Annotated in this window: 25 protein-coding genes and 1 pseudogene; 9 read left to right on the top strand and 17 right to left on the bottom strand. The window is 57.3% G+C overall.

Annotation, left to right across the window (positions count from 1 at the left end; genetic code table 11):
* Nucleotides 1-14: 14 nt before the first annotated feature.
* The 3 genes from FO014_RS22445 to asr all read right to left on the bottom strand — a co-directional run bounded on the left by FO014_RS22445 (nucleotide 15) and on the right by asr (nucleotide 1,383).
* Entirely contained in the window at nucleotides 15-827 is an 813-nt protein-coding gene (locus FO014_RS22445; protein ID WP_160031133.1) for a trypsin-like serine peptidase, read from the bottom strand.
* A 125-nt stretch (nucleotides 828-952) separates the two neighbouring features.
* The gene (ydgU, locus tag FO014_RS23830; RefSeq protein ID WP_201282890.1) at nucleotides 953-1,090 is read right to left on the bottom strand and encodes a small membrane protein YdgU; all 138 of its coding nucleotides are present in this window, start codon (nucleotides 1,088-1,090) and stop codon (nucleotides 953-955) included.
* A gap of 29 nt (nucleotides 1,091-1,119) precedes the next feature.
* Nucleotides 1,120-1,383: an acid resistance repetitive basic protein Asr gene (gene asr / locus FO014_RS22440; RefSeq protein WP_160031132.1), complete on the bottom strand. Its 264-nt coding sequence runs from the start codon at nucleotides 1,381-1,383 to the stop codon at nucleotides 1,120-1,122.
* Nucleotides 1,384-1,546: 163 nt separating this feature from the next.
* On the opposite strand from asr, the gene FO014_RS22435 reads away from it, so the two are divergent.
* Entirely contained in the window at nucleotides 1,547-2,455 is a 909-nt protein-coding gene (locus FO014_RS22435; protein ID WP_160031131.1) for an alpha/beta fold hydrolase, read from the top strand.
* 153 nt (nucleotides 2,456-2,608) lie between these two features.
* Here FO014_RS22435 and FO014_RS22430 read toward each other — a convergent pair whose 3' ends face one another.
* The 5 genes from FO014_RS22430 to FO014_RS22410 all read right to left on the bottom strand — a co-directional run bounded on the left by FO014_RS22430 (nucleotide 2,609) and on the right by FO014_RS22410 (nucleotide 7,713).
* Nucleotides 2,609-3,025 carry an RbsD/FucU domain-containing protein gene (locus tag FO014_RS22430; protein WP_160031130.1) on the bottom strand — a complete coding sequence of 139 codons (417 nt, stop codon included), beginning with the start codon at nucleotides 3,023-3,025 and terminating at the stop codon, nucleotides 2,609-2,611.
* Between the two features lie 53 nt (nucleotides 3,026-3,078).
* Nucleotides 3,079-3,843 carry an SDR family NAD(P)-dependent oxidoreductase gene (locus FO014_RS22425; protein ID WP_160031129.1) on the bottom strand — a complete coding sequence of 255 codons (765 nt, stop codon included), beginning with the start codon at nucleotides 3,841-3,843 and terminating at the stop codon, nucleotides 3,079-3,081.
* Between the two features lie 33 nt (nucleotides 3,844-3,876).
* Nucleotides 3,877-5,184, bottom strand: coding sequence for an MFS transporter (locus FO014_RS22420; protein WP_160031128.1), 1,308 nt, complete (start codon nucleotides 5,182-5,184; stop codon nucleotides 3,877-3,879).
* A 225-nt stretch (nucleotides 5,185-5,409) separates the two neighbouring features.
* Nucleotides 5,410-6,444, bottom strand: coding sequence for a LacI family DNA-binding transcriptional regulator (locus FO014_RS22415; RefSeq protein ID WP_160031127.1), 1,035 nt, complete (start codon nucleotides 6,442-6,444; stop codon nucleotides 5,410-5,412).
* 522 nt (nucleotides 6,445-6,966) lie between these two features.
* Nucleotides 6,967-7,713 (bottom strand): SDR family oxidoreductase, encoded by a 747-nt coding sequence (locus FO014_RS22410; protein ID WP_160031126.1) that lies wholly within the window; start codon nucleotides 7,711-7,713, stop codon nucleotides 6,967-6,969.
* Between the two features lie 7 nt (nucleotides 7,714-7,720).
* On the opposite strand from FO014_RS22410, the pseudogene FO014_RS24115 reads away from it, so the two are divergent.
* A pseudogene (locus FO014_RS24115) lies at nucleotides 7,721-7,852 on the top strand (AraC family transcriptional regulator); the annotation flags it as partial.
* Between the two features lie 82 nt (nucleotides 7,853-7,934).
* On the opposite strand, the gene rstB reads toward FO014_RS24115, so the two are convergent.
* From rstB to folM, 3 genes are all read right to left on the bottom strand, one after another.
* A complete protein-coding gene (gene rstB, locus FO014_RS22405; RefSeq protein WP_160031125.1) occupies nucleotides 7,935-9,245 on the bottom strand; it encodes a two-component system sensor histidine kinase RstB in 1,311 nt (436 codons plus the stop codon).
* Entirely contained in the window at nucleotides 9,242-9,961 is a 720-nt protein-coding gene (gene rstA, locus FO014_RS22400) for a two-component system response regulator RstA (RefSeq protein WP_160031467.1), read from the bottom strand. The genes rstB and rstA overlap by 4 nt, the downstream gene beginning before the upstream one ends.
* 80 nt (nucleotides 9,962-10,041) lie before the next feature.
* Nucleotides 10,042-10,764, bottom strand: coding sequence for a dihydromonapterin reductase (gene folM, locus FO014_RS22395; RefSeq protein ID WP_160031124.1), 723 nt, complete (start codon nucleotides 10,762-10,764; stop codon nucleotides 10,042-10,044).
* Nucleotides 10,765-10,925: 161 nt separating this feature from the next.
* Here folM and FO014_RS22390 point away from each other — a divergent pair, with 161 nt between their 5' ends.
* Nucleotides 10,926-11,327: a hypothetical protein gene (locus FO014_RS22390; RefSeq protein WP_160031123.1), complete on the top strand. Its 402-nt coding sequence runs from the start codon at nucleotides 10,926-10,928 to the stop codon at nucleotides 11,325-11,327.
* Between the two features lie 38 nt (nucleotides 11,328-11,365).
* Here FO014_RS22390 and FO014_RS22385 read toward each other — a convergent pair whose 3' ends face one another.
* Together FO014_RS22385 and ydgH are read right to left on the bottom strand one after the other, a co-directional pair.
* Entirely contained in the window at nucleotides 11,366-12,757 is a 1,392-nt protein-coding gene (locus tag FO014_RS22385) for an amino acid permease (RefSeq protein ID WP_160031122.1), read from the bottom strand.
* Nucleotides 12,758-12,991: 234 nt separating this feature from the next.
* The gene (gene ydgH, locus FO014_RS22380; protein ID WP_160031121.1) at nucleotides 12,992-13,939 is read right to left on the bottom strand and encodes a DUF1471 family protein YdgH; all 948 of its coding nucleotides are present in this window, start codon (nucleotides 13,937-13,939) and stop codon (nucleotides 12,992-12,994) included.
* Between the two features lie 533 nt (nucleotides 13,940-14,472).
* On the opposite strand from ydgH, the gene pntA reads away from it, so the two are divergent.
* From pntA to fabV, 4 genes are all read left to right on the top strand, one after another.
* Complete coding sequence (pntA, locus tag FO014_RS22375) at nucleotides 14,473-16,002, top strand: Re/Si-specific NAD(P)(+) transhydrogenase subunit alpha (protein ID WP_160031120.1); 1,530 nt, start codon at nucleotides 14,473-14,475, stop codon at nucleotides 16,000-16,002.
* Nucleotides 16,003-16,012: 10 nt separating this feature from the next.
* Nucleotides 16,013-17,401 (top strand): Re/Si-specific NAD(P)(+) transhydrogenase subunit beta, encoded by a 1,389-nt coding sequence (gene pntB, locus FO014_RS22370; RefSeq protein WP_160031119.1) that lies wholly within the window; start codon nucleotides 16,013-16,015, stop codon nucleotides 17,399-17,401.
* A 176-nt stretch (nucleotides 17,402-17,577) separates the two neighbouring features.
* Nucleotides 17,578-18,006: a VOC family protein gene (locus FO014_RS22365; protein WP_197710659.1), complete on the top strand. Its 429-nt coding sequence runs from the start codon at nucleotides 17,578-17,580 to the stop codon at nucleotides 18,004-18,006.
* A gap of 187 nt (nucleotides 18,007-18,193) precedes the next feature.
* On the top strand, nucleotides 18,194-19,387 hold the full coding sequence (gene fabV / locus FO014_RS22360) for an enoyl-ACP reductase FabV (RefSeq protein WP_160031118.1): 1,194 nt from the start codon (nucleotides 18,194-18,196) through the stop codon (nucleotides 19,385-19,387).
* A gap of 63 nt (nucleotides 19,388-19,450) precedes the next feature.
* Here the strand turns inward: fabV and uspE are convergent, their stop codons facing one another.
* From uspE to ogt, 3 genes are all read right to left on the bottom strand, one after another.
* Nucleotides 19,451-20,413: a universal stress protein UspE gene (gene uspE, locus FO014_RS22355; RefSeq protein WP_015672284.1), complete on the bottom strand. Its 963-nt coding sequence runs from the start codon at nucleotides 20,411-20,413 to the stop codon at nucleotides 19,451-19,453.
* 126 nt (nucleotides 20,414-20,539) lie between these two features.
* Nucleotides 20,540-21,301 (bottom strand): fumarate/nitrate reduction transcriptional regulator Fnr, encoded by a 762-nt coding sequence (gene fnr / locus FO014_RS22350; RefSeq protein ID WP_160031117.1) that lies wholly within the window; start codon nucleotides 21,299-21,301, stop codon nucleotides 20,540-20,542.
* 194 nt (nucleotides 21,302-21,495) lie between these two features.
* Nucleotides 21,496-22,020: a methylated-DNA--[protein]-cysteine S-methyltransferase gene (gene ogt / locus FO014_RS22345; RefSeq protein WP_160031116.1), complete on the bottom strand. Its 525-nt coding sequence runs from the start codon at nucleotides 22,018-22,020 to the stop codon at nucleotides 21,496-21,498.
* 289 nt (nucleotides 22,021-22,309) lie between these two features.
* On the opposite strand from ogt, the gene olsF reads away from it, so the two are divergent.
* Both olsF and FO014_RS22335 read left to right on the top strand, forming a co-directional pair.
* Nucleotides 22,310-24,052: a bifunctional ornithine lipid synthase OlsF gene (gene olsF / locus FO014_RS22340; RefSeq protein WP_160031115.1), complete on the top strand. Its 1,743-nt coding sequence runs from the start codon at nucleotides 22,310-22,312 to the stop codon at nucleotides 24,050-24,052.
* 203 nt (nucleotides 24,053-24,255) lie between these two features.
* On the top strand, nucleotides 24,256-24,978 hold the full coding sequence (locus tag FO014_RS22335) for a flagellar brake protein (RefSeq protein WP_160031114.1): 723 nt from the start codon (nucleotides 24,256-24,258) through the stop codon (nucleotides 24,976-24,978).
* A 34-nt stretch (nucleotides 24,979-25,012) separates the two neighbouring features.
* Here the strand turns inward: FO014_RS22335 and FO014_RS22330 are convergent, their stop codons facing one another.
* Entirely contained in the window at nucleotides 25,013-25,852 is an 840-nt protein-coding gene (locus FO014_RS22330; RefSeq protein ID WP_160031113.1) for a PfkB family carbohydrate kinase, read from the bottom strand.
* Nucleotides 25,853-25,991: the final 139 nt, after the last annotated feature.

Raw genomic sequence — 25,991 nt, 5'->3', positions numbered from 1 at the left:
CATGCCGGCTCGAGCTATTCTTGCTGTTCAAGTGCCTGCAACTGGGCATAAATAGCGGTGACCGCCAGCGCCCGGTTGTCGGCGCGATAGCGGTCTTTAGCCGCCGGCGCGGAGCTTTGAATGGCGATCAGTCGCCAGCCGTCCGCCGTTTTCAGCAACAGCGGCGAACCGCTGTCGCCGGGCAGGGTATCGCACTGGTGCGACAGCACGCCTTGCTGCGCCCAGCCGGTCACCGTGCAGTTTTGGTGGCTGTAAAGACTGTCCAGATGGTCCTCGGGGTAGCCGGCCTGAGTGATCAGCCGCCTGGCCTGTTTCATCGCCTGCGTCAGGGTCGGCGTGTCGCCTTGCCACAGCGGCAGCGGCCGTAGCGGCAGCGGCGTCGCATCCTTGAGCCGTATCAGCGCAAAGTCATAGGCCGCCGCGCCCGGCGGCACGATCCAGCCGTCGCCGTCCGGCTTCAGTTTCTTCCCCAGTTTTCGGTCAACCAGCGTTTCAATATTATCCGTTTGGTAACGCCAGCCTTTGGACTGGGCGATAAAGCGTAGCGCTACCGCTTTATCCAGCACGCCGGGCGGCGCCAGCACGCAGTGGCCGGCGGTCAGCGCCAGGTGCGGTGAAATCAGGGTGGCGGTGCATAAATTGCCGCTGACGGTTTCGATCTGACCGATGGCCTGCCAGGGCCAGCCGCGGGTTTCGCTCACTTTTATCCGGTCGTCTTTACCAAAAAAAAGACGGTTTTTCTCCGCATGAGAGGGACCGTCGGCCCGGGCCGGGCCGGCGCTAATCAGTGGAAATGAGCACAACAACAGCAAAGCGGATATGCGCATAGATCTCTTGCCTGATACGGGGTAATCCATAAACTCACTGAATGTCTACTATAGACGGAAATTGACGTGTTGAAACGTTCGTTGATTGATTTTTCAATAAATTCTGCGTGCATGGACGCCAATGCTCAGAGATAAAACGCCGCGGCGATCAGGCCGCAGAGGATCAGCACGGCCAGTACGATTTCGAACAGATAACGGCGCAGCATAGATGACAGCCTCCGATAAAAAACACCCGGCAGGCCGGGTGCTTGGATGAACGTCATACGTGGTCAGGGCGGAGTGCCCCGGCAGATCAGCGCGCCGCTTTTTTCTGTTGTTTGGCGTGCTTGTGCGTTTTTTTCGCCGCCTGTGCTTTCTGCACCGGCGCTTTTTTGTGGGCGGATTTCACCTGTTTTTTAGCGGCCTGCGCTTTCTGCGCCACGGTTTTTTTGGCCTTGGCGTGATGGTGGCTGACGTGGGTGCTGTTAGCCGGGGCTGCGGTGGCGGCATCGGCGGCAAATGCGACGCTGGACAGGCCCATTGCAGCGGCAACAACCAGAGCTAATGTTTTTTTCATTGTCGGTTCCTCAAGTGATTTTTCGTGTCTTAACCCCACTACGGGGCCGTGGATAACAGCATAGGGAAAGCGCCGCCGGCTTTCCGTGCGTGATTGGTTTCGGCGTGTAACGGCATGTACATGCTACACTGGCCTCAGCGAGGCGGAGATTAAGAGGTTGTTTATGCAGCAGATTGCGGTGCGGAGCGGGGTTGCGCCAAACGGCGACATACCGATTGCGTATGAAGACTGGGGTGACGAAAGCGCGCCGCCCTTATTGCTGATAATGGGCATTGGCGCACAGATGCTGCTGTGGCCGGATGAGTTTTGCCGGGCGCTGGTTGAACAGGGTTACCGGGTGATTCGCTTTGACAACCGCGATGCCGGCCTGTCCGGCAAAACCCACGGGCATCGCCGGCAGCCGCTGTGGCTGCTGATACTGCGCGCCCAGCTTGGCTGGCAAAGTGCGGTACCTTATACGCTAGCGGACATGGCGGCCGATGCCGTTCAGCTTCTGGATCATCTGCACATTCGGCAGGCGCATGTGTTGGGCGGCTCAATGGGCGGCATGATTGCCCAGGTGTTGGCGGCGGAGTATCCGCAGCGAGTGCGCAGCCTGATCGTGCTGTTTTCCAGCACCAATCAACCGCTGTTGCCGCCGCCGGCGCCGTCGCTGTTATTCCTGCTGCTGCGACCGTTTCCCGTTAAGGCGTCGCGCGCACAGCAGCACCATTACTGTAAAACTCGTTTGCGTCTGCTGGCCAGTAAACGTTACCCGATGCAGGAAGCGGAGCTGGATGCGCTGGTCAGCCGGCTGTTGCAGCGCGGCGGCGACAGCGAAGGGCTGCAGCGTCAGTTTTCCGCCTTACTGGGCAGCGGCGATCTGCGGCGTTACAGCCGGAACATTCAGGCGCCGACGCTGGTGATCCACGGCAGTGCCGACCGTATGGTGCGCAAGGCCGGGGGAGCTGCCGTGGCGCGGGCAGTTCCCCATGCCAGGCTGCATATTGTGCCGGATATGGGGCATGACCTGCCGCAACCTTTACGTTTACCACTGGCGACGCTGATTGCGCAGCATATGGCGCCGCACTGACCGATGGGAAAATGCACCGGCCTTATCACATTTGCCGGTGTGTCCCTCTCATTTTAGTTACAACATACATATAGGAAACAACAGGGCGGCACTCTGCGGCCGCCGTGTAATCGGTAAGAACGTGCGCTATGGATTAGGCCCCCCAGCGGAGAGTCAAAAGACCGGGGCGACCGTCAGCAGCAGATTGGCGAAGCGCCGCTGCTCGCCGGAGGCGATAATCAACGCCGTACGTTCGGATTTGACCTCGGCGTAAAACTGCTCCCGCTCCAGATAGCTGATGGGGCAGTCGGTAGGCAGCAAGCGTCGGTAGTCGTCGGCCGCAGTATGGGGAAAATCCGCCGGCGCCGTCATCAGGGCGGCCTGTTCCACATTGATACAGGTCAGGATTTTTTCCAGCACCAGCGCGGCGGGGATCATCCCCGGCGACAGATTGAGATACACCACGGTCGCGTCTTTACGGGCGTTGCTGGTTACCGCGTAATTGGCATCGGCGATTAACAGCTGACTTTTGTGGCCGCATGCCGCCAGCGCGCCGAGCAGAGGCGGGTGGATAAGTTCTGATTTAATCATGTTGGTTCTCTGTCTGAAATGCCGGCAGCCGTTTCGGACTGCCGGCCGGTGGGTTACATGCGGTAAATGCCGCCGTTGATATCAATGGTGGCACCGGAGACGAATCCGTCATATTCCGCCGCCAGGAAGGCGATCACGCGCGCCACATCCTGCGGCGTGCCGGCTCTGCCCAGCGGGATTGCGCGGACGGTTTCTTCCGCCGAGGCTTGGGTGGTGTGGCGATCGTGAAAACGCGTGCCGAGGATCAACCCGGGCGCCACCGCGTTCACCCGGACGCCGTGTTCACCCAGTTCCGCCGCCAGCGAACGTGTCCAGGTCAGCACCGCGCCCTTGCAGGACGAGTAGACCAGCGAGCCGGAATGTCCGCCGGCGCGGCCGGCCAGCGAGGCCAGATTGACGACGCTGGCGCCGTCTGTCGCCGCTTTCAGGAACGGCAGCGCGCTTTGCGTCACGTTCAGCATGGTGGTCATATTGACATCCAGCACCGTTTGCCAGAACTGGCGATCGATGTCTCCTAGCCACTTACGACCGACGATGCCGCCGACGTTATTGATCAAAATATCGATGCCGCCGAGAAACTCCGCCCCGGCGCGCACGCAGCGTTCGGCGTCTGCGGTCTCGATTAAATCCGCGTAGCCATAGGCCGCGCGCTGTCCCAGCGAATGCGCCAGTTCTACCAGCGCCTTGGGGCCTTCTTCGCCGCTGTGGTAATGCAAATAAATATCGCAGCCGGCCTGGATCAGCTGTTCCGCCGTGGCCCGACCGATGCCTTGCTCCGCGCCGGTGATAAAGACTTTCTTGCCGGTAAGGTTGCCCATGGTGAATACCTCGTGTTAGGGGGGAAAAATGAGTTACGCCCTGATGACGCCTTCGCGCTGTTTGGCGCAGTAGAAAATACAAATCAGGCCGGTGACCAGCAGACACAGCGCCAGGAAAACCAGCCCCGGAATGCTGCTGTGGGTAAATTCGTTAAGCACGCCCACCACATAGGGGGCGACAAAGCCACCGATGTTGCCAATACAGCTCACCACCGCCAGGCCGGCGGCGGCCGACGCGCCCGACGAAATATTGGCGGGCATGGATAAAAACGGCGGAACGGCGGTGTAGATACCGACGGCGGCGAGACATAAGAAAGAGAGCGAGACGAACAGGTTGTATTGGAAGAAGACTACCGCGCCGGCCAGACCGATGGCGGCCATCACCATGCTGATGCCGGCAAAAATGCCGATTTGCCGGGTTTTACTGGCCCACAGGCTCCACGGATAAACCAGCAGCGCCCCCAGGCCATAGGGGATCAGCGCCAGCAGGCTGACGTGGAAAATATCGTTGCCGGAAATGGCGGTAAGGATGGAGGGCAGCCACATGCCAAAACCGTAAATGCCGCAGACCATGCCGAAATTCAGCAGGGCGTAGATCAGATATTTTTTGTTTTTAATACCGTTAAAGAAATCACCCAGCGTTATTTGCGAGCCGGATTTGGTACGCTGGTTATTATTCATTAACCAGGCTTTCTCCTCCACGTCAAGGTAACCGACGTCTTTTGGTGATTTCTTTATGATAAACGGAATGATCAGGCCGATAATAATCGGCGGCACGCCTTCAATAATAAACAGCAGTTGCCAGGGTTCAAGGCCAAACCAGCCGTTGTCAATATTAAGGATAAAACCGGAAATCGGTGAGCCGATGGCGTTGGATAAAGGCTGGACGATAATAAACATGCCCAGAATTTTGGTGCGGTATTTTTCCGGGAAAAATACGGTAAAATAGTAGACCACGGAGGGGAAGAAGCCGGCCTCACAGACACCCAGCATAAAACGGCAGATATACAGCTCCATCGGCGTACGTGCAAAGCTCATCAGGGTGGCGAAGATGCCCCATGAGATCAGGATACGGGCGAACCAGATACGCGGGCCGAACTTGATCGTGCCGGCATTGCTGGGGATTTCAAACATAAAATAGCCGATAAAGAAAATACCGGAGGCAAAACCGAATGCAGAGGCCGTGAGCCCCAGGCTGTCTTCCAACGCTATGGCGGCATAAGCCATATTGTTACGATCAAGAAAGGCCAGAAAATATAACAGAATCATTAAGGGGACGATATGCAGCGTCAGCTTTCTTATTGCGCTGCGTTCAATATCCTGCGGCGTTCTTTTGTTCATGGTTATTTATCCAAGTTTTGTTTATTGGCGTGTTCCGTCCCCGGCTTTAATACTCGCCGGTGTTAATTAATAAACGATTGCCTGATGTGATGACGTTGCGTGTTAGCGAATTATTTGTGGGTTATTGATATTCATTATTATTCCTATTGATTTACGTATACCGCTGCCGATAACGCAGGGGAGCCCCCAGCGTCGAAATATATCTGTCGCCGTGCCGAATAGGCGCTAATCTTTTACTGACTGACGGCCGATCAAGGTCGGCGGAAAAAGAAATTCGCCGGGCGGCAGCAGAGGATCGTTGATGCGTTTAATTAAGCGTTCGACCATCAGCTGCGCCATAGCGGCCAGCGGCGGCATTACCGAGGTCAGTCCCGGCTCGGAAAATCCGGCCAGCGAAATATTGTCGATGCCGACGATGGATATCTGCTGCGGTATGCGCACCCCGGCGGCGCGCAGCCCCGTCATCAGGCCAATGCCCAGCGCATCGTTGATTGCCACAATACCGTCCGGACGGGGCGTCATGGCGAGTATACGGCTTACCAGCGCCCGGCCGAGTTCAAACATCTCCGTATCGCCATATTCACTGCTGGCGTTGCCTTCTATCACCCGTTCATACGCCGGTAGCTGATGGCTGCGCAACGCCGCCAGAAAACCGTCGATTTTATTGCTGCGGCTCAGGGTGAGGGCCGCCTCGGTGGCAAAAACAATCTGCCGGCAGCCACGCTCAATCAGGTGGTTCGCCGCCAGCCGGCCGGCTTCAACGTTGTCCATAGAGACGCTGTCGACCAGCCGGGTATCGGCGGCCATACTGCCGCTAAAACGGTTGTCGTAGCTGACAATTCTCATCCCCTGTTCGGCACAGCGGACAAAGTGCGTTTGGCGGATATCGCTCGCCGCGACGATAATGCCGCGCACGCCGTGGGCGAACATATCGGTGATAAAGGCGCGTTCCTCTTCTTCCTGACGGTATGAATTACCGAGCAGCACGCGGTAGCGGTATGCCCGGGCGGACAGGTCGACCTGATGCGCCAGCGCCGAAAAGCTGGGATTGACAATCGACGGCACCAGTAAACCGATTATCGTCGGCTGCCCGCTAGTGCGCGGCGGCATTCTCTGCGGCCGGTAATGCAGCTCGTCCATTGCTCGCTCAATGCGCAACTGCGTCTCTGCACTCATCTGATGGGCGCGATGATTAAGCAGGTTTGACACGCTGCTGATGGAAACGCCGGCTCGCCGGGCAACGTCGCGAATATTGGCCATCTTGTCGCTATCCTTATGGTTGCCGGCCGCTGCGGGCGGCTTTGCTCCGCCGATAGGCTGCAATCTATAAGGGAAAGGTGGCGCAGGCAAGCGGCAACCGTACAGGGTAAGGCAGCGAATATCGCTTTTGTGAAAACAGTCATGCGCAGCCGCCGGTGTTTACTAAACAGCGGCGGCGCTTTTTACTCTCATTGGCAAATTATGATATCCACGATAGTTACGCGGTTAAATCAGGGGGCTTAATTAAGAGTTAGGTGTGTGGATAGTCGATTCACCTATTATTGATACTTTGTAGCTATGCCATGCATAGAATGTTCTGTTCGGAACGCGATAAGTAGTACGCCCTGGCATAAATGGCGGGGAGCCGTTCCATGACTAATTTATCAATCATTTCAGTGCGGATGCCGGTAAGATATAACCCCGTAATTCCTCCGGGTAAAACCGCGTAACTCCCTGTACACAGAGTGTTTTTTGAATGTGGGAGAGCCGTCTGCCAGACTCTCCCGTTTTTGTTGTACAGGCTTACAAATCCTGGGCTGTTGGTCGGAAAATAATCTCGTTAACACCCACATCTTCGGGTTCGCTAATGGCAAAAGCAACCATGCGGGCATAGGTTTCCGGCGGAACGCCAACTTTTCCTACGTACTCCTGATTGACAGCCTGAACGTCTTTATCGCTGATATGCTCGAGCAACTCTGTAGATACCGCCCCTGGAGAGATAATGGTTGCACGGACGTTATAAGCGCAGGCTTCTTTTCTCAGCCCCTCGGTGAATGCGCGTACCGCATATTTTGTGGCAGAGTAAACGGCGGATGCCGGGAAGACCAGGTGGCCGGCAACGGATGCCGTATTGATGATGTGTCCCGACTTTTGGGCTTTCATATATGGCAGGGCGGCGGCGATGCCATGCAGAACACCACGGAGGTTCACATCGATCATCTGATTCCACTCATTCACTTTAACCTGATCGAGCGGCGATAGCGGCATAACACCGGCATTATTAATCAGTACATCAATGCGACCCAGTTGGTTAACGGCAGTATCAACGAGCTTTTTAACGTCATCTTCACGGGTTACATCGGTGGCTACAGCAATTGCAGTTCCGCCTTGATCATTGATTTCCTTGGCCAGCACATCTATACGATCGGAGCGGCGGGCTGCAAGTACCAATTTGGCACCTTTTTTGGCAAGGTGACGAGCTGCAGCTTCACCCATACCGCTTGAAGCACCGGTTATTACAATTACTTTATCTTTAATATTGTCTGTCATCTCAGTTTCCTTAGACGCCGGCAGCGCTGCTTTAATCGTTGGTTATGAAAGTGCTTCGCAGTTTAGTCGCGAATACCGCCGGGAATTTGGTGAATCTCCGCAGCGTGACATTAAACGTATGCGTTTACATGGCGAGTGATGCGGATACAGAAACGTAATCGCTCGTTCACTCTCGGTTGGTATGTCCGCAACCAGTCAGAACGGGATTGTCCCTTATCCCCTTAACGCGCTGTCGGCTCGGCATTTAACAAGGCAGGGGATTTTACCGGCCAGCTGAAGCGGAAACTGGCGCCGCCGAGCGGGCTGGCGTCGACGAAAACCTGCCCCTGATAGGCAACGGCAATGGAGTGCACGATGGCCAGCCCCAGGCCGCAGCCGCCGGTGGCGCGGTCGCGACTGGGGTCCAGGCGTACAAACGGTTCGAAAATACGCTGGCGCTCATCCGGCGGAATGCCCGGCCCGTCATCTTCCACCTGCAGGCAGGCGATGTCGCCGTCAAACCACAGGCCGATGCGCAGGCGCCGTTGCGCATAGCGCAGCGCGTTGTTTACCAGGTTATCCAGCACCCGCTCCATCAGGCGCAGATCCACGCCGCCGAAGTCGCCGCGATGGGGGATATCCAGTGCAATATCGCGCTCGGGATGCATCAGCCACAGATCTTCCGTTTTGTCCTGCAGCCAGCCGGGCAGGTCGATCGGTTCAATATTCAGCGCCACCTGCGGGCGGTCAAGGCGCGCATAGGTCAGCAGCTCGTCGATCAGCGATTCCAACTGGCCGATATCGCGGTTCAGTGCCTGCTGTTCGCCGTCGGACAGGTTATCGCTCATCGCCAGCCGGTACCGCAACCGCACCAGCGGAGTGCGTAATTCGTGAGCGATGCCGTCAATCAGCTGCTTCTTACTGGCGATCAGAGTGTTGATATTGTCCGCCATCTGATTGAACGCCACGCCGAGCCGGTTCAGGCTGGAAGTGGGATCAAAATGGGTGCGCTCGTCCAGATGTCCGGCGCCGAGGCGCTGCGCGGCGTTTTCCAGCTTCAGCAGATCCTGCCAGTGCGGGCGCATCCACAGAAACACCGGCAGCGCCAGCGACAGGCCAATCAGCAGCAGCACCACCAGATCCAACAGCCGCACCTGATGCAGATAGAACAGATAGGGAATGGGGCCGACCACCAGCACGTAGTGGCTGCGCGGAATGCGCTGCATAAAGGTGTACCGATCGTCCAGCGCGATGATTTCCCCCAGCCGCAGCCGCTTTTTCATCTCATCGCTCAGTTTCTGCTTGCCCAGTGGCTCAATGTGCAGTTGGAAGGAGAGGTTGAGATCCAGCGTATCAATGGTTTTATTCCAGTCTTTGAGCGGGATTTCCCGCAGTTCGCTGCGCATCAGGTACAGCGAGCTTTTCATCAGGTCGTCCATCGACTGGCGGCCGGCGCGTTCGGCGGTCACCTTGTACACCAGCCCGACCAGCATCGCCATCACCAGAAAGCAGACGAACAGCAGCAGGAAGAACTGTACGAAGAGTTTTCTCATGGCTGCGCCTGTTCCCAGGCGTTGGGGGCGAACAGGTAGCCTTTGTTGCGTACGGTTTTGATGCGGAAGGGGTCCAGCGCATTGTCGTACAGCTTGCGGCGCAGGCGGGAAATCGCGACGTCGATGCTGCGATCCAGCCCGTCATAGCTGACGCCGCGCAGGTTTTGCAGCAGCGCCTCCCGGTCCATAATCTGCCCGGCGTGGGTCGCCAGTTCCCACAGCAGGTCAAAGTCCGAGGTGGAAAGGGTGATGGTCTCGTCCGCCAGCGTCACCTGGCGGTTGACCGGGTCAATGCACAGCAGGCCGAAATGCAGCGCGTTGTGCGGCGTCAGGGCGGCGGGATCTTCATGCCCTGCGGCGCCCTGACGCAGATGCAGGCGCAGGCGCGCCAGCAGCACCGCCGGCGGCGTGGTTTTCAAAATATAGTCGTTGGCGCCCATTTCCAGCGACAGAATATGGTTCATATCGCTGTCAAGCGACGTCAGCAGCACAATCGGGCCGTGAAACTGCGGCCGCAAATCGCGGCACAGCGTCATGCCGTCTTTGCCGGGCAGCATAATATCCAGCAGCACCAGATCCGGCTGCTCCTGCGCAATGCGTGCCTGGGCGGTGTCGCCGCGCGGTTCGACCAGGACGTCAATATCATGCTTGCCCAGATAGGCGGCGATTAATTTACCGACGTCGGCGTCGTCTTCTACAAAAACAATTTTGTGCATTTTTTCCGGGGAGTTATCAGCAAGACGGCATTCAGCATAGCGCGCCGCTGTACGTTGCGCCATGCTCCGCTCGGCAACGATCAGCGCAGCGGACGGCCGCCGTCGACGCCGTGGGTGCGGCCGGTCACATAGCGGCTGCCGAGCAGGTAATGCACCAGTTCGACCACTTCGCTTTCGCCGGGGGCGACTTTCATCAGCGATTTTTGCAGCGCCTGCTGGCGATAGGCTTCATCGTCGCCGGGGTTAAAGATAATCAGCGCCGGCGCAATGGCGTTGACCTTCACCTCCGGCGCCAGCTTGCGGGCGAACGAGCGGGTCATATTATCCAGCGCCGCCTTGCTGGCGGCGTAGGCGATATGCTTATCGCTGCCTTTCTCCACCACGTAATCCGTCAGATGGATAATATCGGCGCCTGCCTGCCCCTGGCCGCGCAGGCAGGGCTCCAGCAGTTGATTCAGCAGGTAGGGGGTGTAAACGTGAATTTGCAGCATTGACGCCATCACCTGTTCCGGCGGCGTCTGCGGCGATTCGGCCTGCCAGGCGCTAGCGTTGTGCACCAGCGCCCGCAGTTTGGGGGCGCGTTCCCGCACCTGTTCGGCAAACTGGTAGATGCCGTCATGGGTGGAGAAATCGGCCTGAATGCAGGTGGCGCCCAGCGATTTGAGTTCGGCGAGCGCCGGATAATCGCTGCGGTAGGCGACGATTACCGGCACCTGGCGCTGCAACAGCGATCTGGCCAGCGCCAGGCCGATGCGCCGGGCGCCGCCGGTGATCACTACCGGCGCAGAGTCATGTGGTTCCATCGATTAAAGCTCCTGAACAGGCTGGCAAACAATAGGGGAATTATGCCATTATACGGCGTAAAATCGTTATAGCTTTGCATCGATTATCCATTTCAGGATGTAATATACCTTAAATATCCAGGGCGACAGGGTATACGCTGGCCAAAAGAGGAACTGAGGGGATGAGTAACGGTCACCTTGCATCCGTCGCGTGCAGTGAAACAATCTGCTTTGACTACATGGAATTTCTGTCTGCATCGTGCAAGAAGCACTGGCGCTTTGTTGATGCAATTTACGGCGTCATGCCTATTTTCGGCATGGTGCTGAAATCACGCGTGGTATCCACGCAAACGCGTACAGAACAGTTAAAAGAGTTGGCCTTGCAGGTGGTGTCCACCCAGGTCAGCGATGAAACCAACATTGTGCGTCTGATCGATCTTGGGCAACAGCAGGGATTGGCGGTATTTGATATTCTGCTGCCTTATGCGCTGGATAAAGCTCAACTGGCGGCGATTCAGCAGGAGTGTGCGACAAACGTGGTATTAACGCAGGTGGGTGAGCGGATCACCATCAGCACGCAGTAAAAAATGACCGGGTGTTTTCACCCGGCCGTCTTGACGATTTACTGCAGCATAAACCAGCCGGCCGGCACGGTGGCCAACAGCAGCAGCAGAATGCTGCTTCTTTCCAGCTTGTTCAGCAATTTCACGTCATCATGGCCGCGACGGGCATAGATAAACACCAGCAGCCCCGGCGCGTACAGCAGCACCGACATCAACAGATGCATCAACCCTGAGGCATACAACAGCCAGATGCCGTACAGGCAGGCGCCGCTTGCCGCCACGATCAGGCGCTTGTCATTGCGTTGCAGCGCCACTTTGAACAGGAAGGCGCCGACTAGGAAATAGGGCACCAGAATCATTTCCGACGCGATGGTCAGCAGTGAGTTGTAGTTGCTGCTGGTAAACCAGATCAGCACCAGCGCAATCTGCACCGCGCCGTTGGTCAGCCACAGCGAGGCGGACGGGGCATGGTTTTTATTCTGCCGGCGGAACACCTTCGGGAAGGCGCCGTGCTGCGCGGCCAGCAGCGGCACTTCGGCCGCCATAATGGTCCAGCTCAGGTAGGCGCCGCATACCGAGATAATCAGGCCGACGGCGATAATCACATCGCCCCACGGGCCGAGCAGATCGACCATCATCACCGCCATGGACGGGTTACGCATCTGCGCCAGTTCGCTGCGCGGCACCACGCCGAGCGCCAACAGCGTTACCAGCAGGTATACCGCCAACGCGGACACCACCGCCAGCATGGTGGCCAGCCCGACATCCTTCTTGTTGCGTGCGCGCGCCGACACCACCACCGCGCCTTCCACGCCGATAAACACCCAAAGAGTGATCAGCATGGTGTTTTTTACCTGCTCCCATACCGGTTTGCCGAGCGCCACGCCGGTAAAGTCGAGGGTGAATACGTCCATCTTAAAGGCGATCGCTGCCAGCACGGCAAACAATCCGAGCGGCAGCAGCTTGGCCAGTGTGGCGGCCAGGTTGATGCTGGCTGCGGTCTGCACGCCGCGCAGCACCAGCGCGTGCACCACCCACAGCAGAATGGATTCCCCCACCAGCGCCTGCCAAGTGTTGCCGTCGCCGAAGATCACCGCGCCGCTGCGGTCGGTGAAAATGCTCAGCGCAGCGAAGACGATCACCAGATAAGAGACGTTGGCGATCACAGCGCACAGCCAGTAGCCCCAGGCGGAGCAGAAACCGACCAGCTCGCCGAAGCCTTCTTTGGCATACGTAAAGATACCGCCATCCAGATCGGGACGCAGCCGGGTCAGCAGCAGCATGGCGAAGGCCAGGAACAGAATGCCGACGCCGGTAATGCCCCAGCCGATCAGCAGGGCCGCCGGGCTGGCGACTTCCGCCATATTTTGCGGCAGGCTGAACACGCCGGCGCCGAGCATGGAACTGAGCACCAGAGCGGTTAATGCGAGTAGACCTAATTTTTTTTCCAATGAAGGATCCCGAATACAGAATAAACAGCTGGAGAGCGCCGATTGAGCAGTAAAAACAGGGTGACGATCACCGTGCATTTAGACAATTAGCCCTGAAAAACGGCGCAGATTCTACGGACGGACGCAGCGGGATGCAATGATTGAATATGCGGAACGGTTAAAAAATTATTCAGTCGTGACGGAAAGAAAAACGGGCAGCGCCAGGGCTGCCCGTCGGAAGGGGTAAAACGCGGTTTATTTGAACAGATCGGCGCTGACGGTCAGGTTGCCACCGCTCTTGTTCTGCCACTGGCGGGTGACGTGATAGTACTTGGCGCCTTTAGCGGCCGCACGCTTCGCCACTTCGGTGGAGACGTCGGTCATGCTGTTGAAGTGGCCGGTAAAGGTCACGGAGTCAAACGGCTGCATTTGCGCGGCGGTCACATTGTTTACTTCCTGGATTTTGGTGCCGTCGGCCAGGGTGACGGTGTAACGCTTACCGGTTGACGACTGCGTTTCGAAGAAGCGACCGACTTCACGGCTTGGTGAGCCGGAAGAGGCAACGCCCGGGATCTCTACCTTCGCCGCGGCGGCGCCGCCGGCGGCCAGCGCGGCTTTACCGGCTTCGGAGTCGGCCGGGATCGCGTTCGGGCTCTGCACGATGCGTTTTGGCGCATCGGCTTTATAGACGTAAGCGGTGACGTATTGGTTGCCGCCCTTGTTAGCGTCAACCTGACGGACGATAAAGAAGGAATCGGCGCCTTTTTTCTTTGCCTGCTTGGAGATGGCGTCGTTGACGTCCGGCTGGCTGCGGAAGAAACCGCTGACGCTGACGGTGTCATACGGCTCTAACTGGTAAGCCTGGTCTTTCGGCAGCTCTTTCACGCCGTTGAATACGCGGTAGTTGCTCTTCTCGACTTCCGGCGCATCGCTGTGGTAGATGTCCGCCGTTACGCGCCAGTTACCGCCGTTGTTACTATTATTAATGTCTTGAATATAGAAAGCGTCTGCGCCCAGTTTATCGGCGCGGCGAGAGACGGCGGTGGCGGCTTCGTTGATGGCGTTGAAACGGCCGGTGATGGTGATGCGATCAAACGGCTTGATAGCCGCCGCTTTCTCAGGCGTTAACTCTTGCGCAGCATGAGCGGACAGCGCGGTAAGTGATAACAAGGCTGATGCGATGATCGTGTTCTTCAGCTTCATAAAAAATCCTTTCGCCTAGCGCATTAACGTTTATAACGTGCTGAACTGTTGAGGTGTTATTCAGCCATTGATTATTACATGTAATCTTGGCAGGTGTCTCAGCATTTTATGGCATCGCATGAGACAAATCTGTTAATGGCGTGGCGTTATTTTTCGTTGTCTTTGGGTATAAGTATCCATAATAAAGATTTTGTTTGGATAAGTGTTTTTTATTCACATTTCTATAACTTTTATGCCGCATTGCCGCAGCTGGCTGTGCTTGTGAAGGTTTTTGGTGATAAGAAAACCATCTGTTTTTATTGGTACTTTGGCCATTTTTCTCAAAGAAAATTGCGCTTTGTCATATCCGCGCGTGCATTTTTATGTAAAAACTCATCCGATGGGTTAAGCAAACGTAGATCATCGATCCTATTTTCAGTAGGTTATAGGTAACGCCGCCCTTTCTCCGCCGGCAGGCTCGGCATAGGGGGAAGGGACGGCGTTATCACTATGGGGTTGGAAGATAATAAGATCATAATCCGGAAGGGAATATTATGCGTATTGGTGTACCTAAAGAACGGTTGGCCAATGAAGCGCGTGTCGCAGCTACGCCGAAAACGGTGGAGCAACTGCTGAAACTGGGTTTCAGCGTCGCTATTGAGCACGACGCGGGCAAACTGGCAAGCTTTGAAGATGTCGCTTATCAACAGGCGGGCGCGACGGTGGCCGGCACCGAAGAGGTGTGGCAGTCGGATCTGATCCTGAAGGTCAACGCACCGCAGGAAGAGGAGATCGCCCTGATGCGCGAGGGGAGCACGCTGGTCAGCTTTATTTGGCCGGCGCAGAACCCTGAGCTGATGGAAAAACTGGCGGCACGGCGTATTACCACGCTGGCGATGGATTCTGTGCCGCGTATTTCGCGCGCGCAGTCGATGGATGCGCTGAGCTCGATGGCCAATATCGCCGGCTATCGCGCCATCGTAGAGGCCGCGCACGAATTTGGCCGCTTCTTCACCGGGCAGATCACCGCTGCCGGTAAAGTGCCGCCGGCAAAAGTGATGATTATCGGCGCTGGCGTCGCCGGTCTGGCGGCCATCGGTGCTGCCGGCAGCCTGGGGGCGATCGTCCGCGCCTTTGACACCCGCCCGGAAGTGAAGGAGCAGGTGCAGAGCATGGGCGCGGAATTCCTGGAGCTGGACTTCGAGGAAGAAGCGGGCAGCGGCGACGGCTATGCCAAAGTGATGTCCGAAGCCTTTATCAAGGCGGAGATGGCGCTGTTCGCCGCACAGGCGGAAGAGGTGGACATTATCGTCACCACTGCGCTGATTCCGGGTAAACCGGCGCCGAAGCTGATAACCAAAGAGATGATCGCCAGCATGAAGCCGGGCAGCGTGGTCGTCGATCTGGCGGCGCAAACCGGCGGCAACTGCGAACTGACCGTCGCCGATCGCATCACCACCAGCGACAACGGGGTGAAAATCATCGGCTATACCGATCTGCCGAGCCGCCTGCCGACTCAGTCCTCCCAGCTGTACGGCACTAACCTGGTCAACCTGCTGAAGCTGCTGGCGAAGGAGAAAAACGGCGAGCTGGATATCGACTTTGAAGACAGCGTGATCCGCGGCGTGACGGTGGTGCGCGACGGTGATATCACCTGGCCGGCGCCGCCGATCCAGGTTTCCGCCCAGCCGAAACCACAGGCGCAGACCGTGGAACCGCTGGCCAAAGAGGAGAAAAAACCGCTTTCGCCATGGCTGAAGTATGGCCTGATGGCGCTGGCCGTGGTGCTGTTCGGCTGGCTGGCTGACGCCGCGCCGAAAGAGTTCCTGTCGCACTTCACCGTGTTTGCGCTGGCCTGCGTGGTCGGCTACTACGTGGTGTGGAACGTCAGCCACGCGCTGCATACGCCGTTGATGTCGGTCACCAATGCGATTTCAGGCATTATCGTGGTTGGTGCCCTGTTGCAGATTGGCCACGGCGGCTGGGTGAGTTTCCTCTCCTTTATCGCCGTGCTGATTGCCAGCATCAATATTTTTGGCGGATTCACCGTCACTCAGCGCATGCTGAAGATGTTCCGTAAATAAGGGGTAACCAATGTCTGGTGGATTAGTTACAGCAGCATACATTGTTGCCGCTATTTTATTTATCTTGAGTCTTGCGGGGCTGTCGCGTCATGAAACCTCCAAGCTGGGCAACCGCTTCGGCATCGCCGGGATGGCGATTGCGCTGATTGCCACCATCCTCGGGCCGGACGCCGGCAACGTGGGGTGGATCATTATCGCGATGATTATCGGCGGGTCGATCGGCGTTTATCTGGCGAAGAAGGTGGAAATGACCGAAATGCCGGAGCTGGTGGCGATGCTGCACAGCTTCGTCGGCCTGGCGGCGGTGCTGGTCGGTTTCAACAGCTATCTGGACCATGGCGCGCCGATGGAGCCGGTGATGGAGAATATCCATCTGAGCGAAGTGTTCCTCGGCATCTTTATCGGCGCGGTGACCTTTACCGGTTCCATCGTGGCGTTCGGCAAGCTGCGCGGCAAAATTTCCTCCAAGCCGCTGATGCTGCCGAACCGTCATAAGCTGAACCTGGCGGCGCTGGTGGTCTCTTTCCTGCTGATGGTGATGTTCGTCTCCAGCGACAGCGTAGGGCTGCAGGTGTTCGCGCTGCTGGTGATGACGGCGATCGCGCTGGCGTTCGGCTGGCATCTGGTGGCGTCTATCGGCGGGGCGGATATGCCGGTGGTGGTGTCAATGCTCAACTCCTATTCCGGTTGGGCGGCGGCGGCGGCCGGCTTTATGCTGAGCAACGATCTGCTGATCGTGACCGGTGCGCTGGTCGGCTCCTCCGGCGCCATCCTGTCTTACATTATGTGTAAGGCGATGAACCGTTCGTTTATCAGCGTGATCGCCGGCGGTTTCGGCACCGACGGGTCGTCCACCGGCGAGGCGGAAGAGATGGGCGAATACCGGGAAACCACGGCGGAAGAGGTGGCCGAGCTGCTGCGTAATTCCAGTTCGGTGATCATCACGCCGGGCTATGGGATGGCGGTGGCGCAGGCGCAGTATCCGGTGGCGGAAATCACCGAGAAACTGCGCGCCCGCGGCATTAACGTGCGCTTCGGCATTCACCCGGTCGCCGGCCGTCTGCCGGGCCATATGAACGTGCTGCTGGCGGAAGCCAAGGTGCCGTACGACGTGGTGCTGGAAATGGACGAGATCAATGACGACTTCGCCGATACCGACACCGTGTTGGTGATCGGCGCCAACGACACCGTTAACCCGGCGGCGCTGGAAGACCCGCGCAGCCCAATTGCCGGCATGCCGGTATTGGAAGTGTGGAAGGCGCAGAACGTTATCGTGTTTAAACGCTCGATGAATACCGGCTACGCCGGCGTGCAGAATCCGCTGTTCTTTAAAGAAAACAGCCAGATGCTGTTCGGCGACGCCAAAGCCAGCGTGGAGGCGATTAAAAACGCGTTGTAATCGTCAGGCGTCGGCATGATGAAAACTGCAATGCCGGTCACGTTACGTGGCCGGCATTTTTTTGCGGTCAACCGCCTGGCCGCCTATGCTGAGTAGTTCAGCAACAGTGCATGAAGGGGAGCGCGTATTACGCGCGCTGTTGAGTGACAATGTCACCGATAAGCTGCCTGAGGTGAATGATGAAAGCGAGAATTTCCGTGCTGACGCTGGCCGTTGCCGATCTGGAAAAATCCCTGGCCTTTTATCGTGACGGTCTGGGCCTGCCGACCGACGGTATTATCGGCCGTGAGTTTGAACACGGCGCGGTGGCGTTCTTCGAGCTATCCGGCGGGGTCAAACTTGCCATCTGGGCGCAGGACGACCTGGCGCACGACACCGGACTGGCGAAAACGCCCATCAGTTCGACCGCCTTTTCCATCGGGCACAACGTCGCCAGCCGGGCGGAGGTTGATGCCATCATGACGGCGGCGCAGCGCGCCGGGGCCGGGATCGTCAAATCTGCGCAGGGGACGTTTTATGGCGGCTATGCCGGCTACTTTCGCGACCCGGACGGGCATCTGTGGGAAGTGGTGTGGAACCCGCACTGGGCCTTGCCGGACGACTGAAGCCCGCCAGGCGGCATGTCGCCGGCGTTCATCAGGGCAATCCCGGCGTGCGGACGGGTAAAAAATGCGGAATTTGGCGCCGTATCGGTCATAACTTGTGCAATCCAACACATCAGATCACAATTAAGGTGCGTAATGCGGTATCTTATGTCCCGATTTCATCCATTTAACGGATCCTAGACCCAATATGATTATCAAACCTAAGGTTCGCGGCTTTATCTGCACCACCACTCATCCGGTGGGTTGTGAAGCCAATGTACGTCGTCAGATTGCCTATACCAAACAGCAGGGCGCTATCGCTGATGGCCCGAAACGCGTACTGGTTATCGGCGCCTCCACCGGTTATGGTCTGGCCTCCCGCATCGCTGCGGCTTTCGGTAGCGGCGCAGCCACTATCGGCGTGTTCTTCGAAAAAGCCGGCACCGAAACCAAACCGGCCACCGCCGGCTGGTATAACTCCGCCGCGTTCGACAAGGCCGCCAAAGAAGAAGGCCTGTACGCGAAAAGCATCAACGGCGATGCGTTTTCCAACGAATGCCGCGAGAAAGTGATTGAACTGATCAAACAGGATCTCGGCCAGATCGATCTGGTGGTGTACTCGCTGGCTTCTCCGGTGCGTAAAATGCCGGAATCCGGCGAAGTGGTGCGCTCTGCGCTGAAGCCAATCGGCGAGGTGTACACCACCACGGCGATTGACACCAACAAGGATCAGATCGTCTCCGCCACCGTGGAACCGGCGACGGAAGAAGAAATTGAAAATACCATCACCGTGATGGGCGGCCAGGACTGGGAGCTGTGGATGTCTGCGCTGGAAGGCGCCGGCGTACTGGCGGAAGGCGCGAAATCCGTGGCTTACTCCTATATCGGCACCGACCTGACCTGGCCAATCTACTGGCACGGTACGCTCGGCCGGGCAAAAGAAGATCTGGACCGCGCAGCGACCGCTATCCGCGGCGATCTGTCCGCTAAAGGCGGCACTGCGCACGTGGCTGTGCTGAAGTCCGTGGTGACCCAGGCATCCTCCGCCATTCCGGTGATGCCGCTGTATATCTCCATGGCTTTCAAAATCATGAAAGAGAAAGGCATCCACGAAGGCTGCATGGAGCAGGTCTACCGCCTGATGCGCACCCGTCTGTACGGCGACGACAAGACGCTGGACGACCATCAGCGCATCCGTATGGACGACTGGGAACTGCGTGACGACGTGCAGCAGGCGTGTCGCGACCTGTGGCCGTCCATCACGTCGGAAAACCTGAGTGATCTGACCGATTACACCGGTTACAAGCAGGAGTTCCTGCGCCTGTTCGGCTTCGGTCTGGAAGGCGTAGACTACGATGCTGACGTCAACCCGGACGTACGCTTCGACGTTATCGAGCTGTAATTCTCAGCCAGACGTCAACAGGGCCCCGCGGGGCCCTGTTTTGTTTATGACTGGCGTGTTGCTTTAGTCCTCATCGTCATGCTCATCATCTTCATCGGCCTCAATCGGGCAGTTGAAGTCTTCCGGCTTGATCACCAACAGGTCGCATTTCAGATGGTCGATCACATGTTCAGCGGTGTTGCCGATAAAGGCGGCGGAGATACCGGTGCGCCCCAGGGTGCCCAGCACCACCACGCCGGCCTGCAGGTGCTCGGCCAGATCCGGAATCACTTCTTCCGGCAGACCTTTCTCGACGTGGGTAAACTCTTCATTGATGCCAAATTTCTGGCGCAGCGCCTTCATCGCGATCAGATGCTGGCCGCGAATGGCGTCGTTGTAAACGCTGGGGTCAAAATCGGGAAGCTCGATGGCGATATTGATCGGCGTAACCGGGTAGGCGCCGACCAGATGGACTTCCGTTTGGTTAACGTTTTCCGCCAGTTCGACGGTTTCCTGCACCAGACGAATATTGAGCGGATCGTGATACGGCTCTTCGCTGGACAGGTTGACCGCCACCAGCGCCTTGCCGCCTTCTGGCCAGGGTTGGTCTTTCACCATCCACACCGGACACGGACACTTGCGCAGCAGATGCCAGTCGGTCGGGGTAAAGATTACCGATTCCAGCCGGTCATGCTGATGCGCCATTTTCAGCAGTAAATCATGCTGTCCGCTCAGCACTTCCTGAATAATGGCCTCAAACGGACGGTTGTGCCAAACCACTTTGATCTCGATGGGCACGCCATCTTCCAGATAAAAGCGACACTGTTCCTTGATCCAAGCGGCGCGCTGGCTGATTACACCCTGGCGCATCGCCGTACGTTCATCCGGCGACAGCAGGGTGGTCATTTCGTAAGAGAAGTCATAGATAGGAAGGAAGGCCTTGATGCGCCCGCCATTCCGCTTGACCAGGTATACCGCGCGGCGCAATGCCGGCTGGTCGTCCTGGTTGGGGTCAATAGCCACCAGAAGATTCTGATACATCGCCATTAGGGCCTCCTTACAGCTGAAATCAACAGTCTGTTAATTTACAGAGTAACCCAACATTGAAAAACAGAACAGCGGAGAGAGGATGAGCCGGATCAATAATTAGAGATTATTGATCCGGCGATGGTATTAGACGGCAGCGACGCTGATGCGTGGGGTGCCGGCCAATTGCGACAGGGCGTCCGCATTCTCGATGGTAATGTATTTACCTTTGACGCTGAGGATCTCGCTTTTCTGGAAGCGGCCCAACAGGCGGCTGATGGTTTCTACCGTCAGGCCGAGGTAGTTGCCGATATCGCCGCGCGTCATGGTCAGGCGGAACTCGCGCTGCGAGAAACCGCGTTCGGCGAAACGGCGTGACAGGTTATAGACAAACGCCGCCAGACGCTCTTCCGCATTTTTTTTCGACAGCAGCAGGATCATGTCCTGATCGCCTTTGATCTCGCCGCTCATCAGACGCATGATCTGTTGACGCAGGTTCGGCATTTTACCGGCCAGGTCATCCAGCGTTTCGAACGGGATTTCGCAGACCATTGAGGTTTCCAGCGCCTGGGCAAAACTCGGATGCTTCAGCGAACCGATGGCGTCAAAACCAACCAGATCGCCGGCCAGATGGAAGCCGGTAATCTGCTCGTCGCCCTGTTCGGTAATGGTGTAGCTTTTGATGGTTCCTGAACGGATGGCATACAAGGATTTCAGTTCATCACCGGCCTTGAATAAAGTCTGGCCTTTCTGGATCGGTTTCTTCCTTTCAATGATATTGTCGAGCTGGTCAAGCTCATGGGCATTGAGGGTGAAAGGGATGCACAGCTGGCTGATGCTGCAGTCCTGACAGTGGATCGCACAACCACCGGACTGGATACGACGGATCACGCGTTTTTCAGGGATCATAGATTACGCTCACGCAATAATTGATATGCGTCAATTTTAACATCTTTTGCGGCAGGTTATAAGGGTATCAATAGGAAGAATAGGGGCATGTTGTGCGATATTTAGTCATTTTGCTGTGCTTTTATGCTGCTATCGAGCAAACTCTATGATTTAAAATGAAAAGCCGCACCGGTCCGTGTGCGGCTTTAAAAATGCTACAACAAATCTTTTGGTAAAAAGCCTTCATGCTGCAGCAGCCACTGCTTGCGCGTCACGCCGCCGGCATAGCCAGTCAGTGCGCCCTGCGAGCCAATCACCCGATGACAGGGCACCACAATGCTGACGGGATTGGAGCCGTTTGCCATGCCGACGGCGCGTGAGGCGGTCGGTCGGCCGATGCGTCTGGCCAGTTCGCCATAGGTGATGGTTTCCCCGCACGGAATACGGCGCAGTTGCTGCCAGACGGTGCGCTGAAATTCACTGCCGGCGGTCATGACCGGGATGTCGTTGATAACCCCCAGCTCGCCGGCAAAGTAGCGTTGCATCAGGCTGCTCAGACCGCCGGGGTCACGCTGCTCCTGCAGCCGGAAACCATCGCGCCGGTAATGGGTGTTCAGCAGTTTGATCAGCTTGTCGTAATAGTCAGTCCAGTCGACGGCGCGCAGCTGACCTTGCTCATCGGCGATCAGCACCAGCTCGCCCACCGGGGTTGGCATACGGTCAATTAAAAATGTCTGCATACGATCACTCCTCTTCACTGATGGGCCGATTATTACATGAAACCACGCGCGGTGATGGCGGCTTTCGGACATTAACCTGCACATTACCCACAAGGGATTAATGCTCCGGCGGCGGCGTATTTTTGAATCAGACCCAAAGCCGGACTATGCTCAATAAAGCCTGATGCCTTTTTCACCGCCCGGGATGGTGTGGCGGGGCGGGAGGTTTAATTTTTTCGTCATCTTTCTGACATGTCGCAGTCATACCGCTGGCTTAACGTTGCTGCGACTAGGCCAAGGAGATAACACGATGTTTAGCTTGGATACCTTGCTGCAAGACGCTTTCCCGCATCGCAATCCCCCCGCCTGGCAGCGTAGCCTGCTAAGAAATCTGCTCTTCGAAAAAGAATTCAAACAGTTTGCCGCCGACTATCCGCACCTGCGCGGGCTGGATTTGGTTGAGCAGGTGGTGGACTATTTCAACCTCAGCTGCGAACTGGTGGACGGCGATCTGGAAAATATCCCGAGCCAGGGACCGGTGGTGCTGGTGGCTAATCATCCTATCGGCTCGCTGGACGGCCTGGCGCTGCTGCGCGCCGTGGCGGCGGTGCGTCAGGATGTGAAAGTGGTCGCCAGCCAGGTGCTGAGCTATATCGAGCCGCTGAGCAGCCTGTTTGTACCGGTCGACAATGTGGCGTACAAGACCAGCCGCCAGCAGATCCAGGCCATGCAGCAGCAGTTGGAACGGCAGGGCGTGCTGATTATGTTCCCTGCCGGGGAGGTATCGCGCATCAGCCCGCAGGGGATCCGCGACGGCCACTGGCATACCGGTTTTCTGCGGCTGGCGGCCAAAGCGCGCGCGCCGATCGTGCCGATTCATATCAGCGCCCGTAACAGCACGTTGTTTTACCTTGCCTCACTGGCCTATCGCCCCCTGTCGACGCTGCTGCTGGTGCGTGAAATGTTTCAGCAGCGCGGCGGCCGCATCAAGCTGCGCATCGGCGGGCGCATTCCGTTTAACAATTGGCACGACGGCCACACCGGCGCCCGCGATCTGGCAGGACGCTTTCGTCGTCACGTATACCGTCTGGGTCAGGGGAAAAGCGGCCTGTTCGCCAGTGAGTCACCCATTGCCCTGCCGGAAGAGCGCCAGGAGCTGAAAAAGGCGCTGAAGGCCTGCGAACTGTTGGGGAAAACCCCCGATGGCAAAGCGATTTTCCTCTACCGGCGGCAGGATGACGCACGCTCGCCGATCCTGCGGGAGCTGGGAAGACTGCGGGAAATCGCGTTCCGCGCGGTGGGTGAAGGCTCCGGCCGACGCCGCGATTTGGACAGCTACGACGATGACTATTATCACCTGGTGCTGTGGGATGAGGATGCGCTGGATATCGTCGGCGCCTACCGCTTTATCCCCACCGGCGAACAGCTGGAGCGCAAAGGGCTGGCGGGCATCTACAGCAACAGCCTGTTTGATTATGACCGCGATATGATGCCGATACTGGCGCAGGGCATTGAACTGGGTCGCAGCTTTATTCAGCCGACCTACTGGGGGAAACGCGGGCTGGATTATCTGTGGCTGGGCATTGGCGCTTATCTGGCCAAATACCCGCAATATCGCTATCTGTTCGGTCCGGTGTCGATCTCCGGTGGCATGCCTGTTGCGGCGCGGGATCTGCTGATTGCCTTTTACCGGCTCTATTTTGCCGCGGACAATCCGCTGGCCCAGTCGCGTCAGCCTTATCCCGCTTCGCTGCCGCAGGTGCTGGCGCAGTTCGCCGGCGATGATTATCAGGGGGACCTGGTGCGGCTGAAGAGCCTGCTGAATAACCTGGGCTGTTCAATCCCGACGCTTTACAAACAGTACAGCGAACTGTGCGAGCCGGGCGGCGTACAGTTTATCGATTTCGGCACCGATCCGGCCTTCAATAACTGCATCGACGGCCTGGTGCTGGTCGACCTGTCCAGGCTCAAGCCTGCCCGCTATCAGCGCTATATCGCCATTCATCATGCGGCGCAGGGTGCAGACGAGCACAGCCAGCGTATCACGCTTTAACCCGCCGTTTACGCCGCCCCTGATGAAAGAATAGTCAGGGGCATGCGTTGCTTCCCCTGTTTACCGAATCACCAACAAATATGTAAGTGGCAGATATTCCTAGAGTTAGCCGTAAGAATATGTAAATTTGACTTTAGGATTACTCCCAGTGATGATAAGCGTAAGGAATTTGTAAGCATGAGTGGAAAAGTCAGGAGAGACGAGTGGAGCAGCTCAATAACGGACTGTTTATCAAGCAAGAGCGTTTTGAAGTTCTGGCTATTTTGCGAGATATCTACAAGCAGCGCACGCCGATGCGCATCGCTAATCAACAGCAACAATTTTTTTACAGCCAGCTATTAAGCGTGGGCGCCGGCAATATCGTCTTTGACGGCAGCGACTGCCAGCAGTGTACCGGTGGCCAACTACAGGTGGTGATTGAAGGCTATGATGCCAAAATTGAATTTTTAGTCGACAGCGCAGAGCGGGTACGGCATCAGGAAAACGAGGCGTTTTCCGCCCAACTGCCGAAAGAGCTGAAATATATTCAGCGCCGGCGTCAGCCGCGCATTACTACGCCTTACTGGCGCGACTTCTATTGCCACGGCGATTATCCCGACGGTTCACCTCTGTACCTGCGTATCCACGATATTTCCGTTGGTGGCGTCGGCCTGCGCCTGGACGGGGATATTCCGTCTTTCCTGCACCCTGGTTTTGTCTTTCACAAAGTTCAGCTGAATCTGGACAGCTACGGCACCTTCAAAGTGAATATGGAGCTGCTGGCGCTCACCGACGATCATGACGTTAACGTGGAAGAAGAAGGCGACAACCGGCGGTTTTCCCGGCTTTCCTGCCGCTTTACCGATGTCAGTCCCGTCACGATGCGCAAACTGCAAAGCGCGGTGTATGCGTTCGATCTGGATTTTAATAAAAAGAAAAAGCGCTGACGGCCCCGGCGCGGGCGTGCCGCGCCGGCCTGTTTTATGCTGACGCAGTCAGGCGGCCAATTTCTCCCCAACCGTAACGAGCCGCCTCCGTCAGCGCGGCACAAACCTCTTCAATCGCGTGATAAACGGCATTTTCCGCCGGTTCGCCGGCCAGCAACTGGCTGACCAGCAGTGCGGTAAACATATCGCCGGTGCCTTTGACGTTGGCGTCAATTTTGCGGTGGCTGATGGCTTTGACCTCATCGGCGGTAACCCACAGCAGGCTGATATCCTGCGGATCCGCCTGACGGTCAGGGGCGCTGGTCACCAACACCCAGCGGGTCGCGTCATTCAGCAGCGCACGCGCGGCGTTCACGATCTGTTCCCGGCAGCTCAGCGTCGCGCCACTGATTTGCTCCAGTTCAAAACCGTTGGGCGTCAGTCCGTCGGCCAGTTGCAGGAACGGTGAGCGGTAGCAGTCGACCAGGCGCTGATGCACATAAACCCCTTCACCGTAGTCGCCTATGACCGGGTCAATCACGATCAGCACCTGCGGATTGAGTGCCCTGACGCGCCGCAGCCAGTCGGCCAGTAGCAGGCACTGACGATCATTGCCCAGGTAGCCGACAATCACCGCGCGCGTCTGCTGAGCCACGCCGCGCGCCAGCAAATCGTCGAGGAAACCACCGAACCAGTCGTCGGGAATGACGCCGCCGTGCGGCGGACCATAATAGGGCGGGCAGCCGAACAACACCGTCGGCACCTGCAGAGCCTGTAACCCTTTGGCCAGCAGAGTGCGATAGGCAATGCCGTTGCCGACGCTACCGTAAATGACCTGCGACTGAATGCTGATCACGTCGATCGGCGCAGGCGACAAAGGAGAAAACTGTGGCATGGGCGCTTCCTTTAATCGAAAAAGAGTCTGTGGTCGATTATCGCGCCGTGTGCGGCAATAAGCGATAGCAAGAGAGCGGAGAGTGAGGCGACAGGAGAAAACATCGGCGGTGTCAGGGGGGGCCGCGCAGGGCGCGGCC

The sequence above is a fragment of the Serratia rhizosphaerae genome, assembly GCF_009817885.1.
GTDB classification, from domain to species: domain Bacteria; phylum Pseudomonadota; class Gammaproteobacteria; order Enterobacterales; family Enterobacteriaceae; genus Serratia_B; species Serratia_B rhizosphaerae.
This window is presented reverse-complemented; position numbering and strand designations above follow the sequence as displayed.

Excerpts from the sequence above, each read along its gene's own strand:
- olsF (WP_160031115.1), top strand. The coding sequence starts at position 22,310 with ATGTTTAGCTTGGATACCTTGCTGCAAGACGCTTTCCCGCATCGCAAT.
- ydgH (WP_160031121.1), bottom strand. The coding sequence starts at position 13,939 with ATGAAGCTGAAGAACACGATCATCGCATCAGCCTTGTTATCACTTACC.
- FO014_RS22420 (WP_160031128.1), bottom strand. The coding sequence starts at position 5,184 with ATGAACAAAAGAACGCCGCAGGATATTGAACGCAGCGCAATAAGAAAG.
- FO014_RS22415 (WP_160031127.1), bottom strand. The coding sequence starts at position 6,444 with ATGGCCAATATTCGCGACGTTGCCCGGCGAGCCGGCGTTTCCATCAGC.
- FO014_RS22365 (WP_197710659.1), top strand. The coding sequence starts at position 17,578 with ATGATGAAAGCGAGAATTTCCGTGCTGACGCTGGCCGTTGCCGATCTG.
- rstA (WP_160031467.1), bottom strand. The coding sequence starts at position 9,961 with ATGCACAAAATTGTTTTTGTAGAAGACGACGCCGACGTCGGTAAATTA.
- FO014_RS22430 (WP_160031130.1), bottom strand. The coding sequence starts at position 3,025 with ATGATTAAATCAGAACTTATCCACCCGCCTCTGCTCGGCGCGCTGGCG.
- fabV (WP_160031118.1), top strand. The coding sequence starts at position 18,194 with ATGATTATCAAACCTAAGGTTCGCGGCTTTATCTGCACCACCACTCAT.
- FO014_RS22435 (WP_160031131.1), top strand. The coding sequence starts at position 1,547 with ATGCAGCAGATTGCGGTGCGGAGCGGGGTTGCGCCAAACGGCGACATA.
- rstB (WP_160031125.1), bottom strand. The coding sequence starts at position 9,245 with ATGAGAAAACTCTTCGTACAGTTCTTCCTGCTGCTGTTCGTCTGCTTT.
- pntB (WP_160031119.1), top strand. The coding sequence starts at position 16,013 with ATGTCTGGTGGATTAGTTACAGCAGCATACATTGTTGCCGCTATTTTA.
- ydgU (WP_201282890.1), bottom strand. The coding sequence starts at position 1,090 with ATGACGTTCATCCAAGCACCCGGCCTGCCGGGTGTTTTTTATCGGAGG.
- FO014_RS22390 (WP_160031123.1), top strand. The coding sequence starts at position 10,926 with ATGAGTAACGGTCACCTTGCATCCGTCGCGTGCAGTGAAACAATCTGC.
- FO014_RS22445 (WP_160031133.1), bottom strand. The coding sequence starts at position 827 with ATGCGCATATCCGCTTTGCTGTTGTTGTGCTCATTTCCACTGATTAGC.
- folM (WP_160031124.1), bottom strand. The coding sequence starts at position 10,764 with ATGGAACCACATGACTCTGCGCCGGTAGTGATCACCGGCGGCGCCCGG.
- uspE (WP_015672284.1), bottom strand. The coding sequence starts at position 20,413 with ATGGCGATGTATCAGAATCTTCTGGTGGCTATTGACCCCAACCAGGAC.
- ogt (WP_160031116.1), bottom strand. The coding sequence starts at position 22,020 with ATGCAGACATTTTTAATTGACCGTATGCCAACCCCGGTGGGCGAGCTG.
- FO014_RS22330 (WP_160031113.1), bottom strand. The coding sequence starts at position 25,852 with ATGCCACAGTTTTCTCCTTTGTCGCCTGCGCCGATCGACGTGATCAGC.
- FO014_RS22410 (WP_160031126.1), bottom strand. The coding sequence starts at position 7,713 with ATGACAGACAATATTAAAGATAAAGTAATTGTAATAACCGGTGCTTCA.
- pntA (WP_160031120.1), top strand. The coding sequence starts at position 14,473 with ATGCGTATTGGTGTACCTAAAGAACGGTTGGCCAATGAAGCGCGTGTC.
- FO014_RS22425 (WP_160031129.1), bottom strand. The coding sequence starts at position 3,843 with ATGGGCAACCTTACCGGCAAGAAAGTCTTTATCACCGGCGCGGAGCAA.
- asr (WP_160031132.1), bottom strand. The coding sequence starts at position 1,383 with ATGAAAAAAACATTAGCTCTGGTTGTTGCCGCTGCAATGGGCCTGTCC.
- fnr (WP_160031117.1), bottom strand. The coding sequence starts at position 21,301 with ATGATCCCTGAAAAACGCGTGATCCGTCGTATCCAGTCCGGTGGTTGT.